At 72.0% G+C, this 17558-nt stretch carries 14 protein-coding genes; 4 read left to right on the top strand and 10 right to left on the bottom strand.

The genetic code is table 11. The features are described 5' to 3' along the window. Positions 1–59: 59 nt before the first annotated feature. Genes ACZ4MF_RS26105 through ACZ4MF_RS26095 form a run of 3 tightly spaced genes read left to right on the top strand, consistent with a single transcriptional unit; the run spans position 60 to position 3724 of the window. Entirely contained in the window at positions 60–1286 is a 1227-nt protein-coding gene (locus ACZ4MF_RS26105) for a thiolase family protein (protein WP_467494343.1), read from the top strand. Further along, positions 1286–2842, top strand: coding sequence for a class I adenylate-forming enzyme family protein (locus ACZ4MF_RS26100; RefSeq protein WP_467494342.1), 1557 nt, complete (start codon positions 1286–1288; stop codon positions 2840–2842). Before ACZ4MF_RS26105 ends, ACZ4MF_RS26100 begins: the two co-directional genes overlap by 1 nt. A gap of 30 nt (positions 2843–2872) precedes the next feature. Continuing rightward, entirely contained in the window at positions 2873–3724 is an 852-nt protein-coding gene (locus tag ACZ4MF_RS26095; RefSeq protein ID WP_356029655.1) for an SDR family NAD(P)-dependent oxidoreductase, read from the top strand. A gap of 109 nt (positions 3725–3833) precedes the next feature. Here ACZ4MF_RS26095 and ACZ4MF_RS26090 read toward each other — a convergent pair whose 3' ends face one another. Together ACZ4MF_RS26090 and ACZ4MF_RS26085 are read right to left on the bottom strand one after the other, a co-directional pair. Beyond that, positions 3834–4844, bottom strand: coding sequence for a ScbA/BarX family gamma-butyrolactone biosynthesis protein (locus ACZ4MF_RS26090; RefSeq protein ID WP_467494340.1), 1011 nt, complete (start codon positions 4842–4844; stop codon positions 3834–3836). A gap of 274 nt (positions 4845–5118) precedes the next feature. Next, the gene (locus ACZ4MF_RS26085) at positions 5119–5736 is read right to left on the bottom strand and encodes a ScbR family autoregulator-binding transcription factor (RefSeq protein ID WP_467494339.1); all 618 of its coding nucleotides are present in this window, start codon (positions 5734–5736) and stop codon (positions 5119–5121) included. A gap of 357 nt (positions 5737–6093) precedes the next feature. Between ACZ4MF_RS26085 and ACZ4MF_RS26080 the strand changes: the two genes are divergently transcribed. Further along, on the top strand, positions 6094–6924 hold the full coding sequence (locus ACZ4MF_RS26080; protein WP_467494338.1) for an AfsR/SARP family transcriptional regulator: 831 nt from the start codon (positions 6094–6096) through the stop codon (positions 6922–6924). On the opposite strand, the gene ACZ4MF_RS26075 is transcribed toward ACZ4MF_RS26080, so the two are convergent. The 8 genes from ACZ4MF_RS26075 to ACZ4MF_RS26040 form a co-directional block, all read right to left on the bottom strand. Beyond that, entirely contained in the window at positions 6874–8418 is a 1545-nt protein-coding gene (locus ACZ4MF_RS26075; RefSeq protein ID WP_467494337.1) for an FAD-dependent monooxygenase, read from the bottom strand. The two genes, ACZ4MF_RS26080 and ACZ4MF_RS26075, sit on opposite strands and share 51 nt — an antisense overlap. 74 nt (positions 8419–8492) lie before the next feature. Beyond that, entirely contained in the window at positions 8493–9338 is an 846-nt protein-coding gene (locus ACZ4MF_RS26070; protein WP_467494336.1) for an SDR family oxidoreductase, read from the bottom strand. Further along, on the bottom strand, positions 9335–10582 hold the full coding sequence (locus tag ACZ4MF_RS26065) for a cytochrome P450 family protein (protein WP_467494335.1): 1248 nt from the start codon (positions 10580–10582) through the stop codon (positions 9335–9337). The genes ACZ4MF_RS26070 and ACZ4MF_RS26065 overlap by 4 nt, the downstream gene beginning before the upstream one ends. Positions 10583–10653: 71 nt before the next feature. Then, on the bottom strand, positions 10654–11355 hold the full coding sequence (locus ACZ4MF_RS26060) for a ScbR family autoregulator-binding transcription factor (protein WP_356029665.1): 702 nt from the start codon (positions 11353–11355) through the stop codon (positions 10654–10656). A gap of 384 nt (positions 11356–11739) precedes the next feature. Continuing rightward, complete coding sequence (locus ACZ4MF_RS26055; protein ID WP_467494334.1) at positions 11740–12825, bottom strand: ParB/RepB/Spo0J family partition protein; 1086 nt, start codon at positions 12823–12825, stop codon at positions 11740–11742. 255 nt (positions 12826–13080) lie between these two features. After that, positions 13081–14709, bottom strand: a complete 1629-nt coding sequence (locus tag ACZ4MF_RS26050) for an AfsR/SARP family transcriptional regulator (protein WP_467494333.1) — start codon at positions 14707–14709, stop codon at positions 13081–13083. A 404-nt stretch (positions 14710–15113) separates the two neighbouring features. After that, a complete protein-coding gene (locus ACZ4MF_RS26045; protein ID WP_356029670.1) occupies positions 15114–15716 on the bottom strand; it encodes a response regulator transcription factor in 603 nt (200 codons plus the stop codon). Between the two features lie 271 nt (positions 15717–15987). Continuing rightward, on the bottom strand, positions 15988–17403 hold the full coding sequence (locus ACZ4MF_RS26040; protein WP_356029672.1) for an MFS transporter: 1416 nt from the start codon (positions 17401–17403) through the stop codon (positions 15988–15990). Between the last annotated feature and the right edge of the window lie 155 nt (positions 17404–17558).

Below are 17558 nucleotides of genomic sequence, written 5' to 3'. Positions count from 1 at the left end.
CCGCCGCCCTCGCGCCGGCACGGCCGACGAGATTCCTTCAGGCGCAAAGGAGCTGACCCGTGGCGGAGCAGGTGTGGATCGCCGGGGTGGGGATGACGAGGTTCGGCCGTCACACCGACCGTGACGTGCCCGGTCTGGCGGCCGAAGCGGTGCGGGAGGCCCTGGCCGACGCGGGGTTGGAGCCGCGCGATGTGCAGGCGGCGTTCTTCGGCAACACCACCCAGGGCGCCCTTCAGGGCCAGCTCATGATCGGCGGCCAGGTCGCCCTGCGCGGCATGGGGTTCGAGCGCATCCCCATGTTCAACGTCGAGAACGCCTGCGCCACCGGCGCCACCGCACTGCACCTGGCGGTCGGTCAGGTCCGCGCCGGTGCCGCCGACATCGTGCTGGCGGTCGGCGCGGAGAAGATGAACGTCGAGGACCGCGACCGCGCGATGGCGGTCTTCGACGGTGCCTACGACGTGTCGGACCCGGCGGCGCTGGCCGCGACCCTGACCGCGTTCGGCGGTACGGCCGATGCCGCCCACGCCGGCAAGCGCAGCATCTTCATGGACGTCTACGCGGCCTGGGCCCGCGCGCACATGAACCGGTTCGGCACCACGCAACGGCAGCTCGCCGCGGCCTCGGCCAAGAACCACCGGCACTCCGTGCACAACGAGAAGGCGCACTACCGCAAGGAGTTCACCGTCGAGGACGTCCTGTCCGCCCGCGCGCTGGCGTTCCCGCTCACCGTGCCGATGTGCGCGCCGATCACCGACGGGGCGGCGGCCGCGGTGGTGTGCGGAGAGCGCGGGCTGCGCCGACTGGCCTCGCGCGGTGCGCGCGTACGGGTCCTGGCGAGCGTGGTCGGCACGGGCGTGGCGCACCCGCCGGCCGCGTGGGACCAGCACATCAGCAGGCTGGCCGCGCTGCGCGCCTACGAGCAGGCCGGCCTGGGCCCGCAGGACATCGACGTGGCCGAGCTGCACGACGCCACGGCGTTCGGGGAGATCCAGCAGACCGAACTGCTCGGACTGTTCGAGCCCGGTGCCGGCGGCGCGGCCGCCGAGGCCGGGGTGACCGCGCTGGGCGGACGGCTGCCGGTCAACCCGTCGGGCGGCCTGGAGTCGAAGGGGCACCCCCTCGGGGCGACCGGCCTGGCCCAGGTGTACGAGCTGGTCGGTCAACTGCGCGGTCAGGCCGGGGTCCGGCAGGTGCCCGGCGCACGGATCGCGATCGCCGACAACAGCGGCGGCTTCTACGCCGGCGAGGAAGCGGTCGCCACCATCACGATCTTGGGGGCCTGATGGCGATCATCGACTTCTTCGACCGGGGCTGGCGGCACAGCCCGGACTCGGTCGCGTACGTGTCCGGCGAGCGGACCTGGACCTTCGACGAGGCGGGGAAGCTGTCGTGCCGCATCGCGCACGCCCTGCTGCGGTCGGGGTTCACCCGCGAGGCCAAGGCCGGTGTGCTGTCCCCGAACGACGCGCGGGGCTGGATCGGCGTGCTGGGCATCTGGCGGGCCGGGCTGGCCTGGGTACCGCTGAACCCGACCACTCCCCCCGCCGACCTGCGGCGCGTGATCGACGCGTTCGACTGCGAGGTGCTGTTCTACCACCCCTCGATGGCGCCGGTCGTGGCCGAGCTGGCGCCCTCGCTGCCGAAGGTCGCGCAGTACGTGTGTCTCGACGACGCGGCGGACGGCAACCCCGCGCTGGCCGAGTGGACCGCCGGTCTGCCCGACACGAAACCCCGCGTGCACCACGAGATGGACGACGTGGTCGCCATCTCGTCCACCGGCGGGACGACCGGTGCGCCGAAGGGCGTGATGAACACGCACCGGTCCCTGTCGACGTGTCTGGCCCACCTGATGATGTCGTTCCAGTACCGCGGCGACGACCCGATCGTGAACCTGGCCGCGCTGCCCATGGCCCACGCGTCCGGCGTCATCAGCCTCGCCGCCACGGCACGCGGCGGCACGGTGGTGCTGCTGCCCAGGGCCGAGCCAGCGGCGATCCTCGACGCGATCGAGCGGCACCGCGTCACCGAGATCTTCCTCGCGCCCACGGTCGTCTACCGTTTGATGGAGACACCCGGACTCACCGGGCGGGACCTGTCCTCGCTGCGCTACCTGCTCTACGCCGCGGCCCCCATGTCGGCCGAGAAACTGCGGCGCGCCATCGGCCTGTTCGGCCCGGTCCTGATGGAGTGCTACGGCCAGGTGGAGGCGTTCGCCGGGGTCTGCTTCATGCGCCCCGAGGAACACTTCGTCGCCGGGAACGTGGCTCCCGACTCCCGGCTGACCTCGTGCGGCCGGCCGTACCCGCTGGTGACCGTGGAGATCCAGGACGAGGACGGACGCGCCGTCGCCGCGGGGCAGTCCGGGGAGATCTGTGTCCGCGGGGACCTCGTCATGAAGGGCTACTACGCGGCGCCCGACAAGACGGCCGAGACCGTCGTCGGCGGATGGCTGCACACCGGCGACATCGGCCACTTCGACGCGGACGGCTATCTGTTCATCACCGACCGCAAGAAGGACATGATCATCTCCGGCGGTCTGAACATCTACCCGAGCGAGATCGAGCAGGTGATCTGGAGTCACCCGGCCGTGCAGGACTGTGCCGTCATCGGAGTGCCGCACGACGACTGGGGAGAGGCGGTCACCGCGGTGGTCGAGCCCAACCCGGGCGCCCGGATCCGCGAGGACGAGCTGATCGCGCTGTGCAGGAAGACGCTGGGCGGCATCCGGGCGCCCAAGCGGGTGGAGTTCGTCGACTCGCTGCCGCGCAGCGCCAACGGGAAAGTCCTCAAGCGCGCCCTGCGCGAGCGCTACTGGGCCGGCCGCGCCCGGCAGGTCTGAGCAGCCGGCCGGCCGGAAGGGGAGTCAGGCATGAGCATCGACTTCGGTCTGCGGGGCAAGGTCGCGATCGTCACCGGCGGCGGCTCCCGCGCGCCGGGCATCGGCAACGGCCGGGCCGCCGCGGTGCTGCTCGCCGAGGCCGGGGCGCATGTGGTCGTGGTCGACTCCGCGCCCGAGAACATGACGGAGACCCGGCGACTCGTCGCCGAGCGGGGCGGGGACGTGCTCGCGCTCACCGCCGACGTGACCGACCCGGACGCCTGCGCCGGGGTGGTCCGGCAGACGGTGGACGCCTTCGGCCGGCTCGACGTGCTGGTCAACAACGTCGGCGTCGCCGGCCCGCCCGGAACCGTGGTCGACGTGGACCTCGACGCCTGGGACCGGTGCCTGCGCCTGAACCTGAACTCCATGGTGCTGATGTCCCGTGCCGCCATCCCGCGCATGCGCGTCGCCGGCGGCGGGTCGATCATCAACATGTCCTCGGCGGTCGGCCTCACCGGCGGGCACCCGACGGTGGCCTACCCCACGACCAAGGCCGCGGTCGTCGGCCTCACCCGGACCATGGCCGCCCAGCACGGGCCCGAGGGCATCCGGGTGAACGCGCTCGCCCCCGGCTATGTCTACACCCCGATGGTCCACTCCCAGGGCGTCGACGACGGCGACCGCGAACAGCGCAGGCTCGCCGCCCCGCTCGCCACCGAGGGCACCGGCTGGGACGTGGGTGACGCCGTCCTGTTCCTCGCCGGCCCCAGGTCGCGCTGGATCACGGGGGTCGTCCTTCCCGTCGACGCCGGACTCACCGCGACGCTCGGCGCCGGCAGCGCGCCGTCGGTGACCTCCGCACCCGAACCGGAATGCCCGGTACGGAACTTCGGGCTGTGACAGGCTCAGAAGAACCCGTCACAGCCCGAATCCCGAAACCGGAATGCATCGAACCGGAATACGCCGAACCGGAATGCACCGAACCGGAATACCCGAACCGATGCGACCGTCAGGCATCAATACGCTGTTCTTCCCCGGCCGGCCGGTCGGTGGATTCGCCGTTCTGCGGGCACATCCCGTCCAGCCGGGTGCTGAACACCTCGTTGCCGTCCTGAAGTCCCCGGACATGCACACTGAGCATGCCCGGCTGTGCCGGCGGCGCCAGGACGGCGTCGATCCAGCACGGTGTGCCGAACTCGGCGTACTGGTGGAACTCGGTGGCGGCCCGCACCGGGAGGAACGCGCCGGCTTCCACGAGCCCGCAGGCCGCCTGGCGGGCGGCCTCGATCAGCACCATGCCGGGCACGTGGTCGCCGCCGTGGTCGAACAGGATGGGGTGGCGGGGGTCGGGGCTGAGCAGCCAGCGGCCCGGCTGGTCGGTGGCCGACAGCACGACGTCGGAGGCGGCGCAGCGGCCCACCCGCCAGGGCTCGACGGGCAGCGGACGGGGCTGCGCCGCGGCGCCGGCCTCGGTGCGCGACCCGCGCAGACGGCGGTAGGCGGCCGGGGCGACGCAGGTGAAGTGCCCGCTGCCGCGGGCCGCGAGACGTCCCTCGCGCTCGATGGTGATGCTCATGGCGAACTGGACGAGGCGGTTCCCTCGCCACTTCACGTCGGTGCAGGCGGCGTCGAGTATGAGCTCGCTGGGCCGCTCCCCTATGTCCAGGTTGTCCGGGCACACGGAGAACTCCATGTCCCGCAGCAGGAAGTGATGGCCCAGCTGCACACCGAACTCCGAGTGGGCGAGGAACAGACCGACCTGGCGAATGGTTTCGGCGGCCTGCATGGGGTCGTGCCGCGTCCCGTCACCGTTGGTGAAGAAGGTGTGGGCGCGCGGCCACTGCCCCGTCAACTCGAAGTGGGTGCCGCCCAGTTGGCGGCATCCGGTGAGGAAGACCTCGGCGAGTGAGGCGCGGTGCACGTACTCACGCGGAACGGTGGTGGTGAGCTGCGGCAGGTCCTCGACTCCCTGCCAGGCGGGAGCGCGGGTGGGCTCTTGCTGGCGAACGAGCAGGGTCATGGGATCCCCTCTTCCCGACGGATCAAGGATGGTTGACTGCGTGGTTCGAAAGGGCGCCCCATGAAATATACGGGCTCACCGGTTTAGTTCAGGTGCTCCCCGAGGAAAATCTGCGCCGTTCACCTCACAGTTTCCGGAAGCGGAAATCCCGCTTCCGGCCGGCAATGCAATTCAGCGGACTCTTAACGGCGTATTCATCATTCGGCCGACACGACGAAGCCCCCATACGGACCGAGCGGCCGGTACGGTTTGATCCGTACGACGGCGCGCGGCCTCAGCCGGACCCCGCGGCGTCCAGACCGTCCTCGCCCGCCGCGATCCGCGGCAGCACCAGGTACCAGAACCTGGTCAGCGTGCGGCGCGAGACCCACTTCGCGTCCCGCCGGCCGAGCATCTGGATCCCCACGGTGCACACGAACACCGCGCTCGCCACGTGCTCGACCGACAGCCCCTGGTGCAACTCCCCCGCCTCCTGCGCGCTTTCCAGGGTCGCCTGCACCCACCGGTACCAGTGGGCGCGCACCTCGCCGACGCCCTGCGGGCACCCGGGGTCCCCCTCCAGGTCGAACCCGGCGCGCAGCACCACGTCGTCGCGCAGCTGCTGGACCAGCTCATGGCCCGCGTCGATCAGGAGCTGCAGCACGGCGCCCTCGGGCATCCGCTTCTCGCACCGCTCCACGATCCCGTGCAGGCGCTGGACCGCGGCCGTCATGACCGCGGAGGCGAGGGCGACCTTGGTCGGGAAGTGGAAGTGCAGCGCCCCGCTCGTCACGCCGGCGTGACGGCTGATGGACAGGAGTGAGGAAGGGCTGTAGCCCATCCGGCTGAAGTCTTCGGCCGCCGCCGTGATCAGCGCGTTGCGGGTCCGAACGGCACGTTCCTGCTTGACCATCGAGGTGCTCCGTAGCTCCCGAGCCGCTCCATGAACCCGTGGTGGGAGCATGGAGATGACGCCCCCGTACGGAGCGAACCTGCCGGTCTCGCAGAACTCGCCCGTCAACTGCGCCAAGATTAACAAACCGTCGATGCGGTTTGTCAGCTTGGCGTGTGAAGTTTCGCAGGATGGGGCCAAAACGGAACCCCGGGCGCGCCGGAGGCGCAGACCGCTCGCACGAATCCTTCCCACCCCCTGGAAAAAGAACCGGGCGTGCTGTTTAATTTGGTGGTCAAGCAAGTCCCGAGTTCCCTGAGACACGCCAGACATCGCGCGCCCCTTACGGGCCTTGCGCCTACGGACCTGGGGAGAGACATGGAGATTGAAGTACTCGGCGGCTTTGCGGCACGGCTGGGCAGTACGCGGATCGTCCCGACCGCTCCGAAGCCGCGTCAGGTCCTCGCCCTGCTCGCCCTGAAGGCGGGCCAGCTCGTGCCGCCCGCTGTCCTGGTGGAAGAGCTGTGGGGCGCCCACCCGCCGCGCAGCGCCCGCACCACGCTGCAGACGTACGTGCTGCGGCTGCGGGAGCTGATCGACTCCGCCCTTCCCGGGACGGCGGGCGGCGCGCCCGCGCGCACGGCCAAGGACGTGCTGGTCACCCTGCCGGGCGGCTACCTGCTCGACACGGCCGACGGCACGCTGGACTTCCGCGAGTTCGAGCGCCTGAGCAACGAGGGCTACCGGGCGATGGAGGCCGGCGACCACAGCAACGCGGCCCGCCTGCTGCACACGGCCCTCGCCCTGTGGACGGGGCCCGCGCTCGTCGACGTGGAGCCGGGCCGGCATCTCCACGCGCAGGCCCGCCGGCTGGAGGAGGCCCGGCTGTGCGCGCTCGACCGGCGGATCGAGGCGGACCTGATCCTCGGCCGGCACCGCGAACTGCTGCCCGAACTCACCGTCCTGGTCGACCAGTACGACCTGCACGAGAGCCTGTACGGCCAGTTCATGCTGGCGCTGTACCGGGCCGGCCGCCCCGGCGAGGCGCTGCGGGTCTACCAACGGCTGCGCAGCCATCTCGTGCGGGACCTGGGGCTGGAGCCGAGTGCGCCGGTGCAGCGGCTGCAGCAGTCGATCCTCAGGGCTTCTTCCGAGGGGTCACAGGAACTCCAGCTGGTAGCCCATCAGACACCGGCCGAGGTCGGCTGAGCGGTCGGCGCCGGCGAAAGCGGGGCGGGAGAACTCCTCGCGCGGCTCACCGAACCACTGCCGCAGCGTCCCGGCGAGTTCCCCGCCGTCGGAGGCCCACAGCACATACCCGTCCGGGCGCACCACCACGGCGTCGGCGTCCGGCAGCGGCCCGGCGGCCCTGGCGGTGCGCAGCACGTGGGCCCAGCCCTCCGCGCCGCCCGGCCGGTCGGCGCCGTCGCCCAGCAGGAGCACCGGCCGGCCCTCTCCCAGCAGGGCGATCAGGTCGGTGGCGCCCGCGGCCAGCGGCTGGTTGGGCAGGAACCGCCCCTCCCAGACCGACTGCGCGGCGGCCCCGTCGCGGTACTCCGTGTCCTGGGCGCTGACCATCCCGCCCAGTCGCCTCGCGACCTCGGGCAGCGGCAGCAGATCGGCCATCAGGGCGCGCAGCGGGTCGAGTTCGGGGCCGGGTCGCATCAGCGCGAGCTGCGCCCGGGTGTTGTCCACCACGCGCTGTCCGGCGGGCCTGCGTTCACGGTCGTAGGTGTCCAGCAGGTTCTTCCCCGCGCGGCCGCGCAGGGCGTGGGCCAGTTTCCAGCCCAGGTTGAGGGCGTCCAGCAGACCGGTGTTCAGTCCCTGCCCGCCGACGGGGAAGTGCACGTGCGCGCTGTCGCCCGCCAGGAAGATCCGGCCCTGGCGGTAGCCGGTCACGAGCCGGGAGAAGTCGCTGAACCGGGACAGGTGCACCGGATCGGCGAGCGGCACGGGCCGGCCCACGATCCGTGCGGCCTCGGCGCTCAGCTCCTCCAGGGTGGGCGCGCTGGCGCGGTCGGGGTGCGGCCCGCGGCAGTCCAGGGTGAGCAGCCGGCCGCGGCCCTGTTCGTCGCACTTGGCGGAGGTCCAGCCGCGTTCGGTGCGCTGCCACCCGAGCGGGACGCCGGCCGGGTCGGTGAACCGTATCCGGCCCATCAGGGCGGAGACGGTCGCGGGATGGGTGACGGCGGCGAAGCCGCACAGCTCGCGGACGGTGCTGCGGGCTCCGTCGGCGCCCACCACGTAGGAGGCCCGCAGCCGGCACGTGCCGCCGTCCGCCGCGACGACGACCTGGACGCCGCCGGGATCCTGCTCGATCCGCACCGCGCGGTGCCCCCGCAGCACCCGCACCCCGCGCTCGCGGGCCACGGCCTCGAAGTGGCGCTCCAGATCCGCCTGGGACCGCTTGACGAGGACCGCCGGCTCCGCGGCCGGGGCGGTGATGGACAGCCCGGGCAGGCCCGCGAAGTGGAACGGCTCGCCGCCCCCGCCCGCCGCGTCGGAGGCGCCGACGGCGAGCCCGCGCCGGGCGAGGGACTGGACGGTCCGGGCGTGCAGCGTGCCGGCCCTGGGCTCGTCGGACGTGGTCCGCCGCGCTTCGACGACGGTCGTGGCGACGCCGTACGCGCCGAGTTCGGCGGCGAGCAGCATGCCGACCGGACCGCCGCCGACGATCAGCACTTCGCAGGGAGGGCTGGACATGGGCATCCTTCCGTCGGCGTCGGCCCGGACGTGCGGCCCGCCCGGGGTCCGGGCGGGCGAGGCGGGAGGGCGGGTCAGAGAAAGTCGTGCCGGTGCTGGTGTGCCCAGTCGCGGTAGGTCAGCGCCGGGCGGCCGAGGAGCTTTTCGACCGTGGGGTCGACGAGTTCCTTGGCACCGTCCCGCTGCCGGCGCGCGCTGTGCAGCAGGGCCTGGGCGACGGGCTCGGGATACCGCCTGGACCAGGCCTCGTACGCCTGCTCCGGGGTCGTGCCCACGAACCGCACCGGGCGGCCGAGCACCTCGGCCAGTACGGCGGTCTGTTCGGCCGCGGACAGTGCCTCCGGGCCCGTCAGCGGGTAGGTCATGCCCTCGCCCGCGCCGCCGGTCAGGGCCAGCGCGGCGACGGCGGCGATGTCCTCCGGGGCGACGCACGCGTTGCGTGACGTGCCGTCGGCGGCCTGGACGACGCCCCGCGTACGGATCGACGAGGCCCAGGCCAGGGAGTTGGACATGAAGGACCGGGGCCGCAGGATCGTCCACGGCAGGCCGCAGGCCCGCACGAGGTCCTCGTTCCGTCGCTGCCACCGGGTGATCAGGTCGTCGGCCCGTTCGTCGGCCACGGCCAGGGCGGAGAGCTTCACGACGTGCCGTACGCCACTCTCGCGCGCGGCGGCCAGGAGGTTCGGGTCGTGTTCGGGCTGCAGCGGGTTCGCCGTGACCACGAACAGCGCGTGCGCGCCCGCCAGTGCGGCGACGAGCGAGGCGGGGTCGCCGAAGTCGGCCGCCACGGCCTCGCCGGGGATCCCCAGCTCCGCGGCCCGCGCGGGGTCGCGCGCGAGCAGCCGTACCGGACGGTCGTCTGCGAGCAGCCGGGCCACCAGGCCCCCCACCGTCCCGGTGGCGCCGGTGACCGCGATCATCGGCCGGGCTCCGGGGTGAGCACCGCGGGCACGCTGCGGTAGCCGTTGGTGATGAAGGAGACGGTCGCCTCCAGCTCCGCCGCCGGCCGCGCGAGGCGCATGCGGGGGAAGCGCTCGAACAGCGCGGGCAGGGCGACGCGCGCTTCGAGTCGGGCCAGTGAGGCGCCCAGGCAGTGGTGCGCGCCGTGTCCGAAGGCGAGGTGATCGCGTCGCTCGCCGCGCAGCACGTCGAACTCCTCGGCGTCGGGGCCGTGTTCGTCCGGGTCGAGGCCGGTGGCCGCGAAGGAGATCAGCACGGGGTCGCCCTGGCGGATGACCACCCCTTCGCCGAGGTCGATGTCCTCGACCGCGAACCGCAACGGGACGAACGCCGCGGGCCCGCGCATCCTGAGCGTCTCCTCGACCACCGCCTCCCAGTCGGCCGCGCCGCTGCGCACATGCTGCAACTGGTCTGGGTGGGAGAGGAGTTCGACGATCGCGTTGCCGAGGAGGTTGACCGTGGTCTCGTGGCCGGCACCGATCATCAGCAGCAGCGTGTCGACGAGTTCGCCCTCGCTCAGCCGGGTCCCGTCCTGGTCCCGCGCCGCGATCAGGGCGGAGGCCAGGTCGTCGGCCGGCGCGAGCCGCTTGACGGCCACGAGCCGGACCAGCACCTCGTGCAGGCTCGCCTGGGCCGCCCGCACCTCCTCGGCCGTGGCCGAGGTGCGCATGGACTCGCTGAGCCCGTGGCGCAGTGCCTGCCGGTCGCCCTCGTCGAAGACCCCGAACAGCTCGCAGATCACCTGGACGGGCAGTTCGAGCGCGAACTCGGTGATCAGGTCCACGGTCCGGCCGGCCGGCCGGGCCGCGAGGGAGTCCACCAGGGCGGCTGTCAGGGTCTCGACGCGGGGCCGCATGGCCGCGCTGCGGCGCGCCGTGAACGCCCCTGCGATCAGCCTGCGCAGCCGGGAGTGCTCCTGCCCGTAGGCCGAGAGCATGTTCTCCGCGCTGACCCAGTGGTACAGGGGCCAGTCCTCGCCGATCCGCCCGTCGGCGAAGCTCGGCCAGTGCCGGCGGGCGTCCCGGGATATCCGGGGGTCCACCAGCAGCCGCTTGGCGTACGCGTGCCGCGTCACGGCCCAGGCCAGGACGCCGTCGGGCAACTCGACCCGCGCCGCGGGACCGTGCCCCCGGAGCTCCGCGGCCTCCTCCACCAGATGGCTGCCCGTCAGATCTACGGCGTAGGGGCAGGTCGATACCACCATTGCTGCACTCCGTCCTTGCGTGGACTCGCGCCGTGACTCGGAATTGCCGTGCGGGTCGATCCTGTCGTACGTCAGCCGTGCCCGACGAGGCGTGCCGTGTGGTCGGGCGGGGTCTCCCCCCTGGCCTGCCGCTCCTGCTCGATGGCCTGGTTCACCCGGGCCCCGCGGTCCTCGGCGACGTCCAGCTGGACCAGGACGCTCGGGACGGCGACGCCCGCCATCAGGACGCGGTACAGCGAGGCGACGCGTTCGTCCAGATCCGCGCGCCCCGTCAGCGCCTGCGACATCAGCTGAACACCCGCGAACGCCCCGACGAACACGTCCGCGAGCGCCCCGGGGTCGATGTGGGGCTGCAACTCCCCCTGCTGCTTGGCCTGTTCGAACATCTGCCGGCTCGCCAGGGACCAGGCGAGGAACGGCACGCTGCGGTCCACCTTGCCGTGCCCGGCCTGCTCCAGGGCGAGCCGGACGCCGCCGCGCAGTACCGGATCACGCACCATCAGATGAGCGAGCAGCATGCCCCGGTCCACGGCCTCCTGCAGCTTCAGCCGCTGCTCCGGGACGTCCGGGACGACCTGCACGTTCTCCTGGAGCACCTCTTTGGCGAGCTGCTCCTTGGAGGGGAAGTGGAAGTACAGCGCACCCTTGGTGACACCGGACCGACCCAGGATCTCCGACATGGTGGCCGCCTCGTAGCCGAGTTCGTCGAAGACCTCGGCAGCAGCGGTCAGGATCGTACGTCGCGTCCGGAACGCCCGTTCCTGTTGCGCCACGTCACACCTCCTCGCCCTGGCCCGAGCCCCCCACGCCGCCCGGAGCAAAAAGAAACCGTCGAGTTCGTATGCTATCAGTCCGTCTCCGGCCGGGACGGTGATCCGCAGAGCCCGCCCCGGCCGCCGGGCCTGCCCGGGAGGAGGGGGAGGGGGCCTCCGTGAGGGCCGGGAAGAGGGCGCCACGAGGCGTGCGGAATTTCTCGGAATCCGGTCCTCGGGTCAGGTCCTCGGAATCAGGTCCGACGAATACGGCCGACATCGCATCGGGCGTGGCATGAATAAACGAGTTCGCCGATGAAGTATTGCGCTTCACCGGCGAACTCGCCCGGGGGATTTCGGAAACGGTACCCAGCAGGAACTGAACGGTGCAAGACACGCCCCGGCTCACACGGCCCGGCCCGTGCGCGCGCCGCCGCCGTGTTCCAGACCTTCGGCGAAACTGAGCCAACGCTCGCCGCAGTGCCTGGCGGCCCGGGCGATGTCGGCGTTCCGGTGTTCCGGCACCGCACCCATCAGCCACCTCCACTTCTCGTCGTCGAGCGCGTTGGTCGCAAGGAGCTGGAGCAGCGCCCTGCCCGCCTCGGAAAAGCGCAGCGAGGGATCTTTGCGCAGGTTCACGAGCCGTCCGGCGTCCGAGATGAGGGCCGGTTCCGGCCGGGCCCGGACAACACGTTCGGGTTCCTGCGCCACCGGCCGCTTGCGCACCGCACGCGCGCCCGGCAGATTGCTTTCCTGCGCGGCTTCCCGCAGTTTGGGCGGCACCGGGTCCTTTCCTTCCCGGATGCGCAGCCGGACGTCCCGGGCGGTCGCGAGCGCGATACCGGCTTCCTGGGCGATCTCGCGCAGCGAGGCGTTCGGGCGTTCCGCGATGACCTGGCCCGCGCGGCGCCGGCCGGCCGCGCTGTTGACGGGCCGGGACCGGCCGTCGCGTCCGGTGCGCGCGTTCAACTGGCCGACGTGGGCAGTTGAACGCCTGCGCAGCGAGGAGACCGTGGCCGGCGCGAGGCCGGTCACCTCCGCGATGCGCCGGTCCGACCAGTGGGCGTGGCTGTCGATGATGCGCTCGGCCGCCGAGAGCCGGTCCCGGCGCGAGAGCGGCATGCCGTGTTCGGCGTTGAGCCGGACGGCCAGGACGAACGCGTCCTCGGCCGAACCCTCCACGTACCGGACCTCGATGGAGTCCTCGCCGCGCAGCACCGCCGCCCGCAGCCGGTGCACGCCGTCGACGATCCGCATGGTCGGCCGGTGGACCACGATGGGCGGCAGCGGATTGCGCGTCTCGGCCAGCGCCTCGACGTGCTCCGCGTCCTCCCCCGCGATACGCGGCGAATCCGACGTCACCAAGGACGCGATGGGCACCAGTTCCGACACGGGCTGGTCGAAGGCGCCGGACGCGGGCGCCGTGGGCCTGCCTGCCGTTAACGCGTCGAGCATCAGCGCCTCCTGAGGCATCTCCGGTTCTGGCTTCATGACACGACGATACCCGGAAAGAAACCGACTGCTCCGTTTTATTAGGGGAGGCTCAAGCGGGCGTAGAGCGGGCTTCGAGCGCAGACTCCGCAGGGGGTGGATGCCGACGGGGCCGTGGCAGCGGTACGCGTGGGGCAGCCTACGGGCGGCGCACCGGTCCGGGCGCGCGAGCGCCGCGGCGCTGTCCGCCGGCGCCGAACCGGTGTGCGGGCCGGGACGGCGCGACGTCCGCGCCGCGGCCTCGGGCAGCGCCCGTTACGACGCCTCGAAGACACGGGGCAGGCCGGCCGCCGCGTCACCTTGCACCGTGAGCCGTTCGAGCCGTCCGGGTGCGGTCGCGTACTGCTCGACGAGCGCGTCGAGCGGCACGTCGGGATTGACCGCCAGTTGCTCGGCGACGATGCGCAGCGCCAGCGGAAGCCCGCCGCACAGCGCCATCAGGCGCTCGGTGACCGGACCGGGCCCCTCGATGCGTCCCCCGCTGAGCCGGATCAGCAGCCGCGTGCCCTCCTCCTCGGTCAGCGGCCCGATCGTGACCAGGTGCGCGCCGTCCCGCGCCGCGAGCCCGCTGAAGCGCTGCCGGCTCGTCACGAGGACGCAGGACGAGCCCCGGGGGATGAGCGGTCGCAGCTGATCCGCGTCGTGGGCGTCGTCGAAGATCACCAGCATCCGCCGGCCGTGCAGCAGGCTGCGGTAGAGGGACGCGCGGGCGGCCACGCCCGACGGCATCCGCGAGCCGTCGACACCGAGGCCGCCCAGGAGCTGGCCGAGGGCGTCGTCGGCGCTGACCGGCCGGCCCTGCGGCCCGGTGCCGCACAGGTCCACGTACAGCTGGCCGTCGGGGAAGCGGTCGGTGAGCCGGTGGGCCAGCCGCAGCACCAGCGCCGACTTGCCGGCGCCGGCCGGGCCGTCGACCACCGCGACCGGCGTCCAGGCGCCGCCGTGCGAGAGCTCGCTGTCGACCCACTCCTCCAGCCGCGCGAGTTCTGTCGCGCGTCCCACGAACTCACGTGCCAGCGGCGGGAGCTGGGCCGGCTTGGGCGCGCCGTGGAAGGCGGTCTCCCGGCCCGCGAGCAGCAGGGACGCGGGATCGGCGCCGGGCGCGCGCAGCTCGGGGTGCCCGGACAGGATCTGCTGGTGGAGGGTGCGCAGATCGGCACCGGGCTCTATGCCGAGTTCCCTGAACAGCAGCTCCCGGGTCTCGTCGTACGTCCACAGCGCGTGCACCCGGCGCCCGCTGCGGTAGAGCGCCAGCATCAGCAGCCAGCGCAGCTTCTCGCGCAGCGGTTCCTCGGACACCGTCGCCGGCAGTTCGGTGACCAGCTCGGCGTGCCGGCCCGCCGCCAGCATGTCCTCGGCCCACTCCTCCACCGCGGTCAGCCTCAGGTCCCGCAGCCGGTCGCGCTCCATCGCGGCGAAGGGGCCGGGGACCCGGGAGAACGCCTCGCCGCGCCAGCCGGCCAGGGCCTGCTCGTACAGCCGCAGTGTCGCCCCGACGTCGCCCCGGCCGCGTGACCTGCGCGCGTCGCCGAGGCTGCGGGCGAAGACCACGGCGTCCACGGCCGTGGGGTCCACCCGCAGGCAGTACCCGCCCGACTCGGAGGTGAGCAGCAGGCCGGCCGCCCGCTTGCGGCGCCCGGGCTCCAACGCCCGCCGCAGCCCGGCCACATAGGTGTGCACACCGCCCGCGGCCGTGTGCGGGAGGTCGCTGCCCCACACGGCGTCCACGATGTTCTCGACGCCCACGACATCGCCCGCGCGGCTGGCCAGCAGGGCCAGCACGGCCCGCTGCTTGGGCGGGCCGAGCGCGACCTCCGCCTCGTTCCACCACGCGCGCACCGGTCCGAGAAGCTGTATGCGCAGGGGGGATCCCGTGGTCACCATGGGTGATTCACCTCCTGAAGTACCTTCACCAGGTCACCGGGCCCAAGGAAACGGCGGGAGCGCCGGAAAGGCCGGCCAGGGCACTGCGGAACGTTTCTTCGGAAGGTCCGCGAAACCGGATCCCGGCAGAAGTGCCGCTGTATTCCACTTGATCGACGCAGGCATCGCAGACCCCATCCTGAGCGCATCAATTCGCGCGGCACGGTCCTACCCACGACTGTCCGACGAAGGCTCGTCCATTAGAAACACAGATCGGTTGGGCGCACTAGTCCCGGAGTGCCGGTCAGGCACCGCCGCGGGCACGTGAATTGATCGGCGCCGTCGATCGTGGAACCGTGGTGGGGCGGGTGAGTTCAACTGATTCCCGACGAGCAGTTGAACACTCGTGCCGGGTGCTCGGGCGATCAGATCCAGCGTGAATCCCGGGCAATGCGCAGTGCGTCGATCCGGTTGCGCGCGCCCAGCTTCGCGACCATGGAGGAGAGGTAGTTGCGTACGGTTCCCTGAGAGAGGTGCATCCCTGCCGCGATCTCGACGACCGTGTCACCCCGGGCGACGTACTCAAGGACGGTGAACTCACGCCTGTTCAAAGGGCAGTCGCTGTTGTTCAGCGCGGCGACCGTCAACTCCGCGTCGAAGACCCGCTCACCCTGGTGCACCCGGTGAATGGCCTCGACGAACTGACGCGGTGACACACTCCGCTCGACAATCCCGCCGATTCCGGTGGCGAAAGCCTGGCGGACGACCGAACGCGTCACCGCGGTGGCCAGCAGCATGCTCCGGCAGCCGAGATCCGCAATCTTCTCGGCAATGGAGATCGCTTCGCCGTCCTCGCCCTCGAAGCTGATGATGGACACGTCCGGCCTGTGCAGTTCGGCGAACTCCAGGGCGGCGAAGTTGCTTTCCGCGGACCCGACGACGTGTACCCCTTCGTGTCGCTCCAGCAATGCAGCGAGCGCGAAACGGGACAGATGCCGGTCGTCGGACACCAATACATCGATTCCCACGCGGTCCCCCTATGTAGTTCCACGACGCTCGCCATTCTGGGGAAACCGACTGGCTGAAATATGTACGTCGTCTGCATGGCGGCCCGCCGCGGACCCGGCGACGACCTCTCGAACGCGCGTCCGCCCTGCTCGGACGACACCGGCCCCGTCGCCCGTGGTGTCACACGAACGCGGCCCCTGTACACGGTCAAGGCTTCCGAGAACCTTCACCGTCAGGGGCCGCGTTCGCCGTGTGCCGACCTAGGGGTACCACGCCGGGGGGCACGTGGCGTCAGCCGGCGCCCGCTCCGTCGGCGCCGCCGCGGTCGGGCCGGGGCAGGACGAAGAGCGCGATGAGGACCGCCACGACCAGGATGACAGCACCGGCCGTCATCCCGAGCGCGTATCCGTCGTCGAGGGCTTGAGGAGTGACGGACTTTCCGCTGCGGTCGGCTGCCGCGGTGCCGAGGGCGGCGAGCCCCAGCGAGGCGCCGATCTGGCGGGTGCTGTTGAGCATGCCGGAGGCGATGCCCGCTTCGTGGGGAGCGACGTCCCCGGTGGCGATGGAGACGGCCGGCGCGAGGCACAGGCCGATGCCGACACTGGCGAGGACGGACGGGCCGAGGACGTCGACCAGGAACGAGCCGTCGGCACGCATCAGGCCGAACCAGGCGTAGCCGAGCGCGGCCAGCGTGCCACCGGTGATCAGCACGTTCCGGGGGGCGAACTTGTAGCCGAACTTGACGGCGAGGGTGGAGCCGGCGACCACACCCACCATGAACGGGAGGAACTCGGCGCCGCTCTTGGCCGGGCTGCCGCCCAGCACCCGCTGCAGGTAGAGGGAGACGAAGTACAGGGCCGAGGCCATGGCGCCGCCGAACAGGAACGTGAAGGTGTTGGCCCCCGCGACCGAGCGACTGGCGAACAGGCCGAGCCGGATCAGCGGGTCCCGGCGGGTGGTCTTCTCGACGTAGACGAACGCGACCAGCAGGGCGGCGGCGACCACCAGGGTCGACACGGTGACCGGCGAGGTCCAGGCGTACCGGTCGGTGCGGATGACGCCGAACACGAGCAGTGCGGCACCCGCCGTGGCCAGCACGGCGCCGAGCACGTCCGGGCGGCCGCGGCGCGCGGCGGGCTGGTCCGCGGCGATGCCACGCCAGGCCAGGGCCAGCGCGACGGCGGCCATCGGCAGGTTGATGTACATCACCCACTGCCAGCCCGCGTACTCGGTGAGCAGACCGCCGACCAGGACGCCGACGGCACCGCCGGAGGCGTTCACCGCGCTCCAGACGCCGAAGGCCTTCACCCGCTGCTTGCCACCGGGGAACGTCGAGGCCAGCAGCGCGAGCGCGGCCGGCGCCAGGGCCGCGGCCCCGATGCCCTGCGCGGCGCGGGCGGCCACCAGCTGGGCGGGGGCCTGCGCGAGGCCGCCGACGAGCGAGGCGAGGCCGAACAGACCGAGCCCGAACAGCATCACGCGCTTGTGCCCGTACAGGTCGGCGATCTTGCCGCCCAGCAGGAGCAGCCCGCCGAAGGTGAGGGCGTAGGCGTGGATCACCCAGGTCAGGCCCACCTCGCTGAAGCCGAGGCCGCTGCCGATCCGGGGAAGTCCGACGTTCACCACCGTCAGGTCCAGCGACACCATGAACTGCACGACGGACACCGCGGCGAGGGTGGTCCCGGGCCGCGCGCCGCTCGCGACCATCGTCTTCTCACTCGCTACTTGCGTACTTGCCACCGCACCCAGCCCCTCTGCGCATGGTTGTGCCGATTGAGTTTCCGAACGTGTTCCGAAATTAGCAGCGAGGACGGCGGGGTGTCGACCGCGCAGGTCGTACACCGGGTTTCGCGGCGGGGCAT

This window comes from Streptomyces sp. NPDC025793 (genome assembly GCF_055558375.1).
This window is presented reverse-complemented; position numbering and strand designations above follow the sequence as displayed.